A 7,777-nucleotide genomic window follows, 5' to 3' on the forward strand; every position below is an offset into this window, starting at 1 on the left:
CCGAACCCGGTTGCTAAGGCCTGGCGCGGTGATGGTACTGCACTCGATAGGGTGTGGGAGAGTAGCACGCCGCCGCAATATTTCTTTGTTTGGCCCGGAGGGTGTTTGCCCTCCGGGCCTTTTTTGTATTCCCGGGTTGGGTTTGCGCGTGCGTGTGGTCCCGGGCGCGCGCCGTTGAATCGGTGCGTGATGGCGTGGATCCTGCGACCGCACGCTGGTGAACTCCACTCAGACGAGGGGAGCCTGTCCGGGATGAGTGGTGTTGTTCTCTAGCCCGAGGAACATGCGAATATCGTTGATCTCTTGGTCGTTGATGGAGTGGGCCATGCCCGCGTATTCGCGGTATTCAGCCCGTCCGCTGGCCGCCAGTACGTGCCGGGCGGTGTCCTGATCGGCCGCTGGGATCGTGCGATCGTCGGAACCGTACAGCAGCAGAAAGCGGGTGGGAGAGTCGAATGCCGAAAGATCAGTGGTCTTCTCGCCCTTGAATGATGGGCTCATGAGGATCGCCGCATCGAATGTCTCCGGATGTTCGACGGCCATGCGGTAGGACAGATAGCCGCCCTGGGAGAAACCGATGAGGATCCTTCGGCGGGAGGCGTACATCGGGGAATCCAGCAGGGAGACGACGGCGTCTCCCACGGCCGAGCATTCGCGCCGGCGTTCCTCGACACCGCACCCATCGGGATACCAGTAGGCGCCGCCCATGAAGGCGCGATCGTATGTACCGCGTAGGGACAGATAGGAGGGGAGCGACCCGGTTCCCGCGTATATAGCGTCGATCACGCGGATCATCTCCCGCTCGTCGTTGCCGTAACCGTGGAACATGACGAACAGGCGATCGTCCGCGCCCGGCGCGACCTCGATGCTGCTGGACATTCTAAACCTCATGCCATCACCGTACCATTGCGGCCGCGTTGCAGAGCCACCTATTATGCGTCTATGAGAATCACAATCATCGGCCTGACCGGCAGCGGCAAATCCACCCTGGCCGGTCGGCTCAGCGAGGCGTACGGCATTCCGGTGCTTCATATGGACACCGTCCAGTTCCTGCCCGGATGGCGCGACCGGCCGATCGGCGAGCAGCTCGACATGGTTCGCCGGTTCCTTGACGACCACGATTCCTGGGTGATCGATGGCAACTACACCAACCTGCACTACGAGGAGCGGCTCGGCAAGTCCGACGTCATCGTGATCATGCTATTCAATCGGTTCTCGCGTCTGCTGCGCGTGCTCAGGCGACTGCGCGTCTATCGCGGCAGGTCGCGTCCGTCCATGACTCCGGGTTGTGATGAGCGCTTGGACGCCGATTTCGTGTGGTGGATCCTCCATCGCGGATGCGACGCGAGACGACGACGCGAATACCGGCGGGTCATGGAACGGTATGCGGACCGGGTCGTGGTGCTCCGCACCCAGCGACAGCTCGACCGATTCGTGGCGGAACGGATCGGCGTCCGCACCGCCTGATCCGTGCGCAATCTGTGCGTGATCCGCGGTGTTGCGGGATGGACGCGACAAGATCGACGTGGAACGAATGTTCGAAAATGGGAAAGCCGCTGTCCACGGTGGGAAGTCCACCATATTCAAAACAAAGCGGAAAAAGTGGCATGTGATACATTTTTTACTAAGAAAAAGTGGCATGATGTTACACTTTTTAATGAGGAAAAGTGGCATGCATGTGGAGGGAAGCCATGAGACGCAAAATCGACGCGCAACTTGATGCATGGGCGGAAGACGATCGCGCGAAACCCTTGCTGCTGCGCGGCGCCCGTCGCGTGGGCAAGACCTATGCGCTGCGGCGTCTGGGACGCGAGAGGTTCGGCGAGGAGCATTTCGCGTACTGTGATTTCCAGACGGACCTCGAGCGGCTTGGCGCCATATTCCGCAACACGTCGGACATCGAGGGCATCGTCGCCGACCTGTCGATCTATCTGCGCAAGCCGATTCAACCCCATATGACACTGCTCGCCTTCGATGAGATCCAGCTGTGCGAGCAGGCGCTGAACTCCCTGCGGTTCTTCGCGAACAGCGATTACAGGGTGATCGCCACCGGATCCCAGTTGGGCGTGACGCTGCGCAACCGCACGCTGCCGTTTCCCAGCGACGTGCACCAGATCACGCTGCATCCCATGGATTTCGAGGAGTGGCTGTGGGCCACGGGCGACGATCTGATGGCCCAAGGCATACGACGCCAATTCGACGAATGCCGCAATTTCGCCCTGCACGACGAGGCCATGGAGCGCTATTGGCGGTATGTGATGGTCGGCGGCCTGCCGGCAGTCGTCGACGCGTATGCTCAGGGCGCCGACTGGCACGCGATCCGTGAGCTGCAGACGGACATCGACGCCACCTACACAGCCGACATCGCGCTTTACGCTCCTCCCGAAACCGTGGTCGCCACGCAGTCGGTATGGGCGAGTATCCCCAAACAATTGGCGCGCGAGACGACGCGGAAATTCAAATACGCGGACGTGCGCAAGGGCGGCAGGGAGCGTCAGTACCGGTTGCCCATCGCGTGGCTGGAATCGGCGGGTCTCATCGTGCTCAACGAGCAGACAAATGACCTGACGGCCCCCTTGGTCGCACGGGATGGGGGGTCGTTTTTCAAGGTGTACATGGCCGATACCGGTCTGATGTTCAGCCGGTACAATCTGGATGCCGGGCTGTGGCTGGACCCGCAGTCGCGTCTCCAGATATCCTCCCGTTTTCGCGGCGCTTTGGGCGAGAATGCCGTCATGCAGGCGTTGCACGCCAACGATGTGCCGACCTTCTATTGGACCCCGGACACGGGCGGCGCGCAGGAGATCGAGTTCGTGGCCCAGAACGGGTTCGGCCAGGTCATTCCCATCGAGGTCAAGTCCGGCACGAACGTGCGTGCGACGAGCCTGACCCGTTTCATGGCGAAGGCGCAGCCCCCATACGCCATCCGCATCTCGGCAAGGAACTTCGGGTTCGACAATGGCATCTGCAGCGTTCCCGCCTATGCGGCATTCTGCGTGGATGCCAAGGCGCTGAATGATCTGGCTGCGCGGGCGCAATGACGATCGATAACGACAAGCGGTCTCAAGCCACGCCCATAGGCCACATACGCCGAGGGCCCCGGTCCGGAAAGATTCCCGGCCAGGGCCCTCGATGGAGAGAAGAAGAGAAGAAGGAAGGGATTCAGTTATGTGGGCCGGACGATCGGGTGATCGCTCGGCCGATGTCTTCATATAACCGCGGTAAGTTTGGCGTTGCCCCGGCGGTTCGCTGAAAGAGCGCTGGGAGTGCGGTGCCGCAGACGGATCAGGCATCCCCGCATCCGAGCCGACTTTATTGGCAATATATTGATAATCGAATATTCAAAAGCCAAAGCATATGTCCAATTATTTGACTGCGGAATCCGCGGTTGGCCATCATCAATCCTCATGAAAACCGTGGCTACGGATGCGGTGCGTCAGGGCTCACGGCATATGCTGGAAAGCCAGTGGAGTACGTGCATCGTGGCGAAAGGTCTCCCATGGATTATGCGATCACCGACTTCGGCGCAGTGGCCGATGACGTTACCAACAACCGTGAGGCGATTCAGGCGGCCGTGGACCGCGCCCACGAGGCCGGCGGCGGCCGGGTGGTCGTGCCCACGGGGCGGTTCCTTTCCGGCGCGATCGTGCTGAAAAGCCATGTCACGCTGCACTTGGAGACCGGGGCGTGGCTCATCAGCAGCCTGGATCCGGCCGATGGCATCGACTTCGCCGCGGAGTTCGACGACGACACCGAAAACGCGGGCTGGGAGGGCGGATGCTTCCTGTTCGCCCGCCACGCAGAGGACATCGTGATCGAAGGCCATGGCGTGATCTATGGGCAGGGCGACAAGGTGTTCTACGACGACGATTCGGACAACGGCTTCCACGAAAGCCCCCTGGCCGTCAAGGGCGAGCTGTGGGGACGCCCGAGGACCACGTACTTCGAGGACGTGACGAACCTTACGGTGCGGGACGTGACGTTCCGCGACGCCGCGTTTTGGACCCTGCACATGGCCGGATGCCGTCAGGTTCTGGTGGACGGCGTGCGCATCTTCAACGACCAGCGCGCTCCCAACAACGACGGCATCGACCCGGACACCTGCCGGGACGTGGTGATCGCCAATTGCATCGTGAGCACAGGCGACGACGCGATCGTGGTCAAGAACACGCCGCCCATGGCCGCGCGCTACGGGGCGTGCGAGAACGTCGTCATCTCCAACTGCGTGCTCGCCTCGCGCGACTCGGCCCTGAAGATCGGCACAGAGACCGGTTCGGCGATCCGCAACGTGATCCTGTCCGACTGCGTGTTCCGCGACTGCTCGCGCGGCGTGGGCATCTGGGTGCGCGACGGCGCGACCGTGGAAGGCATCCATGTGCATCATGTGTCCGGGTCGACCCGCCAGTACGCCGACTCGTGGCGTGGCGGCCGGCGCGGCGGTTGGTGGGGCAAGGGTGAGCCGATCTTCGTCTCCGCTGTGCCGCGATCGAGACCCACCGTGCCGCACCCCGGCGTGATCCGCGACGTGACGTTCGACCATGTGTCGATGGTGAGCGAGTCGTGCGTGTTCATCGCCGGCGAGGTGGGCGAGGCGAGGCCCGACGGATCGGCCGGCCCGCTGATCGAGAACGTGCGCGTCACGGATCTTGACCTGACCATGCGCGCCCAGGGCACACAGCCGGCCAGGTGGTTCGACGAGCAGCCCAGCGCGTACGGCGTCTACGAGCATGAGATCCCCGCGGTCTACGTGCGCGGAGCCCGCGATGTCACGGTCTCGGGTCGACTGCGCCGCGAGGGGTTCTATGCCGATGCGCCGGTGGCCCTCACCGAGCACGCCGAGCGGGTCCACGTGGACCTCGACGAACGCTAGGAGATGAAATTATTAGAGGCTCCTGTTGTTTTCGTGGGTTAGTGGTTGGGCTTTGGTAGTCGGATGTCGGGGCGCCGCCTGCGGATCTTTTTGGGAGGCTGCTGTTGTTTTCGTGGGTTGGGTGTCGGGTTGAAGTGGCCGGATATCATGAGCCCCGATCGCGGACGAACCGTAGTACGGCACCCATTCGGCCGCGGTCTACAATGGTCCCTGCGTTTCGTCGCGCGCGGCGATGATGTGGTCGCCCGCCTGATCCAGCTGGGCGAGGGCCTGCCTGATGGCGCTGCGGTCGTATGCCACCCGCGCCTGGCTCGCGTACTCGCCGGCCTGCAGTGCCTCGTTGGCCACGCGCTGCGCCGACCGCCGATGATGACATTTCGGTTCCGCAGAGAACATTATTGGTTGCGCAGGTACGCGCGCAGCCCGCTGGCCGCCCAGAGCGGGATGTTGATGAGCCAGTCTTTCTCCCCATATCCGCTCAGACTCAGACGCAATGCGCGCTCGAGACCGAAGTGGTCATGCGCGTAGCGCAGGCTTTTGGCGCGCAGATTCTGGTCGTCCTTTACCTCGATGGCCCTCATGATTCCGTCCATCTCGATGGCGAAGTCGATCTCCGCGTGTCCTTTCGGGTTGGCCCAGTATGCCGGTTCGTATCCTTGGACAATAAGTTGCTGGCATACGTACTGCTCGGTCAGCGCCCCCCTTGAATTCGGTGAACAATCGATTCCCGTCGACGATGGTCGCGGGAGAGAGGTTCGCCAATGCGCCCAGCAGTCCGACGTCCGAAGCGAACAGCTTGAACGTGGACACGTCGACATAGGCGCTGAGCGGGGAGCGCAGCGCATCGACGCATGGCACACGAGCGACGATGCCGTAATCGCGCAGCCACATGAGGCTTTCCTCGAAATCGCGTGCACGAGCGCCTGGTCGAACCACCCCGTACACGAATTTACGGTTTTCCTTTGCCAGTTGCGCGGGCATTCCTGTATCTCATCGAGAAAGATCAACGTATCGCCGGGATCGACGGGCACGCCGGTGCACATTGACAGATTGTCTACGATGGCATGGGGATCGAGATTGCCGGAGAAGAACCCCTGAGCGTCGCTGTCCCGCATGAAATCAATGCGCAGGACGTTTCGATAGTGTTCCTGACCGAACTCGGTGACCAGCCAGGTTTTGCCCCTCTGCCGGGCCGGCCGTCACCATACGTGGCGGAACAGGTAGGTGAGATCCTCCGGGGAGGTGTCGCCGTAGGTTTCCCGGACCAGGTTGCGGATCGCGACGATCGCGTCGACGATGCCATCGCCGTACCAGCGCCGCGTGGCCTTGGACTCGCCGAACAGGCGGGTGATCTCATCGAAGTCGTTCGGGAACGGAACCAGCCCGCGCTCGCGCTTTTCCTCATCGGTGAACGACGCCGGGATGCCCTCGGTCGGATGGAACAGCGGCTGCGACTGCGCGATGCCGTCCAGCGCGGCGGACAGGAGGCCCGCGAGGGCGAGATACGGATTGGCGGCCGCGTCCCCCGTCTTGATCTCGATGTTGGCGCCGCGCGGGTTGCCCAGCGTGGCCGCGGCGTAGCGGATCGCGACCTCGCGGTTCTCCAGACCCCAACCGATGGCCGCGCCCGACCATGTGTCCGGCTGCAGGCGCAGCAGGGAGACCGGCGAGCCGGACAGGATCGCGGTGAGCTCGGCCAGATGAGCCTGAACGCCGGCGATCGCATGGCCGCCCTCCGATGTCAGCCCGTAGACGCCGTCGCCGCCGGAGAACAGATGCGTGCCGGTGGCGAGTTTGGTCAGGGAGAAGTGGATGTGGCCGCCGCTGCCCGCCTGATCCGGGAACGGCTTGGGCGAGAACACGGCCCTCAGCCCATGCCGGGCCGCCGTTCGCTTGACGAGCAGCTTGAACAGGACGGCCTTATCCGCCGCGGCGACCGGCGTATCCGGGGCGACCGACACCTCATACTGACGGGTGCCCCATTCGGTGTGCAGCTGTTCGAGCTCGATGCCGGCCGCATCGGCCGCCACGGTCAGATCGGCGAAGAAGTCGTCCTGTTCGATGAACGGTTGCGCGCCGTAGCCAAGCCATGGGGTGGCGAAGATGTCGGGACGGCGTTCGTCGGCGATCGACTCCGGCAGCAGCAGGAACTCGAATTCGAAGCCGAACTGCGCGGAATAGCCCGCCTCCTCGGCCCGGCGCTCGGCGATCGCCAGCGTGGTGCGCGGATCGTATTTGCTGGGGGTTCCATCCTGATTGGCCAGGTTCGTCGGCCCCCACACGATGTGCTCGTCCAGGTGGCGCAACGCGGACGTGTCGAGCCGCAGGCGCAGATCGCCGGTCACGTTGAACGTGTCGTTTTCGGCGAAGTTGTTGTCAGCGTTGAACACCACCCACACCTTGGGAGCGCCCAGTCCGTTCTTGGCGAACACCTCACGGCGGCGGGCCGGTACGTTCTTGGCGCGGGTCACGCCTGCCAGGTCGACGAATGTGCCCTGCACGAGTTCCGGGGCGTGCGGGGCTGGCGCGGAGGATCCGCCGGGCTGATCGGTCGTGATGGAGGATGCGCCCAATGCGGCGTTCTGGATGCTCATGAGATGTCCTTTCGGTCGGGTTCAGGGTCGGGTGCGTTCCCTGGCTGGGATTGCGATTGGACTACATCCAACCAGCGCACCACCGCCGACACGCGCCTTGCGGTATTGGCGTTCGTTGGACGAGGCCATAAGCGGTTCCGATGGCGATTGGCTCGTGTTGTTGTGCGATTTTCCAGTTGCGTTTCCGCTGTTTGCGACACGCCGTTGTTTTGTTGTGTTTTCAGTGGTTTTGGTGGTGTTGGTTGGGGTTGGGTTTGCGTTGGGCGGGGTTGTGGTGTAGGTTATTCCCTTGCTGCCGGTCGGCGCCTGGTTC

At 62.9% G+C, this 7,777-nt stretch carries 8 protein-coding genes and 2 pseudogenes; 3 read left to right on the forward strand and 7 right to left on the reverse strand.

The window, feature by feature from the left end:
- Window positions 1-228 precede the first annotated feature (228 nt).
- Window positions 229-879, reverse strand: coding sequence for an alpha/beta hydrolase (locus EMO90_RS11940; RefSeq protein ID WP_190972130.1), 651 nt, complete (start codon window positions 877-879; stop codon window positions 229-231).
- A gap of 63 nt (window positions 880-942) precedes the next feature.
- Between EMO90_RS11940 and EMO90_RS11945 the strand changes: the two genes are divergently transcribed.
- The 3 genes from EMO90_RS11945 (at window position 943) to EMO90_RS11955 (ending at window position 4,870) form a co-directional block, all read left to right on the forward strand.
- The gene (locus tag EMO90_RS11945) at window positions 943-1,467 is read left to right on the forward strand and encodes a P-loop NTPase family protein (protein WP_150355140.1); all 525 of its coding nucleotides are present in this window, start codon (window positions 943-945) and stop codon (window positions 1,465-1,467) included.
- A gap of 224 nt (window positions 1,468-1,691) precedes the next feature.
- Window positions 1,692-3,041, forward strand: coding sequence for an ATP-binding protein (locus tag EMO90_RS11950; protein ID WP_190972129.1), 1,350 nt, complete (start codon window positions 1,692-1,694; stop codon window positions 3,039-3,041).
- Between the two features lie 458 nt (window positions 3,042-3,499).
- Complete coding sequence (locus EMO90_RS11955; protein ID WP_150355138.1) at window positions 3,500-4,870, forward strand: glycoside hydrolase family 28 protein; 1,371 nt, start codon at window positions 3,500-3,502, stop codon at window positions 4,868-4,870.
- Window positions 4,871-5,068: 198 nt separating this feature from the next.
- Here the strand turns inward: EMO90_RS11955 and EMO90_RS12230 are convergent, their stop codons facing one another.
- The 6 genes and pseudogenes from EMO90_RS12230 to EMO90_RS12540 all read right to left on the reverse strand — a co-directional run.
- Window positions 5,069-5,218 (reverse strand): hypothetical protein, encoded by a 150-nt coding sequence (locus EMO90_RS12230; protein WP_190972128.1) that lies wholly within the window; start codon window positions 5,216-5,218, stop codon window positions 5,069-5,071.
- Window positions 5,219-5,265: 47 nt separating this feature from the next.
- Complete coding sequence (locus EMO90_RS12780) at window positions 5,266-5,715, reverse strand: DUF4143 domain-containing protein (protein WP_395953391.1); 450 nt, start codon at window positions 5,713-5,715, stop codon at window positions 5,266-5,268.
- Window positions 5,636-5,851: pseudogene (locus EMO90_RS12785) on the reverse strand (DUF4143 domain-containing protein); the annotation flags it as partial. The pseudogene EMO90_RS12785 and the gene EMO90_RS12780, both read right to left, overlap by 80 nt.
- Window positions 5,845-6,051 (reverse strand): annotated as a pseudogene (locus EMO90_RS12790) (AAA family ATPase); the annotation flags it as partial. The pseudogenes EMO90_RS12785 and EMO90_RS12790, both read right to left, overlap by 7 nt.
- 18 nt (window positions 6,052-6,069) lie before the next feature.
- Window positions 6,070-7,464 carry a type I glutamate--ammonia ligase gene (locus tag EMO90_RS11965; RefSeq protein WP_150355137.1) on the reverse strand — a complete coding sequence of 465 codons (1,395 nt, stop codon included), beginning with the start codon at window positions 7,462-7,464 and terminating at the stop codon, window positions 6,070-6,072.
- 21 nt (window positions 7,465-7,485) lie between these two features.
- Window positions 7,486-7,777 (reverse strand): hypothetical protein (locus tag EMO90_RS12540; protein ID WP_395953389.1); only part of this gene is annotated, 292 nt, incomplete at its 5' end.

The sequence above is a fragment of the Bifidobacterium vespertilionis genome, assembly GCF_008698145.1.
GTDB classification, from domain to species: Bacteria; Actinomycetota; Actinomycetes; order Actinomycetales; family Bifidobacteriaceae; genus Bifidobacterium; species Bifidobacterium vespertilionis.

What these genes read in the sequence shown, in the direction of transcription:
- EMO90_RS11940 (WP_190972130.1), bottom strand. Translation starts at nt 879, where the DNA reads ATGTCCAGCAGCATCGAGGTCGCGCCGGGCGCGGACGATCGCCTGTTC.
- EMO90_RS11945 (WP_150355140.1), top strand. Translation starts at nt 943, where the DNA reads ATGAGAATCACAATCATCGGCCTGACCGGCAGCGGCAAATCCACCCTG.
- EMO90_RS11950 (WP_190972129.1), top strand. Translation starts at nt 1,692, where the DNA reads ATGAGACGCAAAATCGACGCGCAACTTGATGCATGGGCGGAAGACGAT.
- EMO90_RS11955 (WP_150355138.1), top strand. Translation starts at nt 3,500, where the DNA reads ATGGATTATGCGATCACCGACTTCGGCGCAGTGGCCGATGACGTTACC.
- EMO90_RS12780 (WP_395953391.1), bottom strand. Translation starts at nt 5,715, where the DNA reads ATGCGCTGCGCTCCCCGCTCAGCGCCTATGTCGACGTGTCCACGTTCA.
- EMO90_RS11965 (WP_150355137.1), bottom strand. Translation starts at nt 7,464, where the DNA reads ATGAGCATCCAGAACGCCGCATTGGGCGCATCCTCCATCACGACCGAT.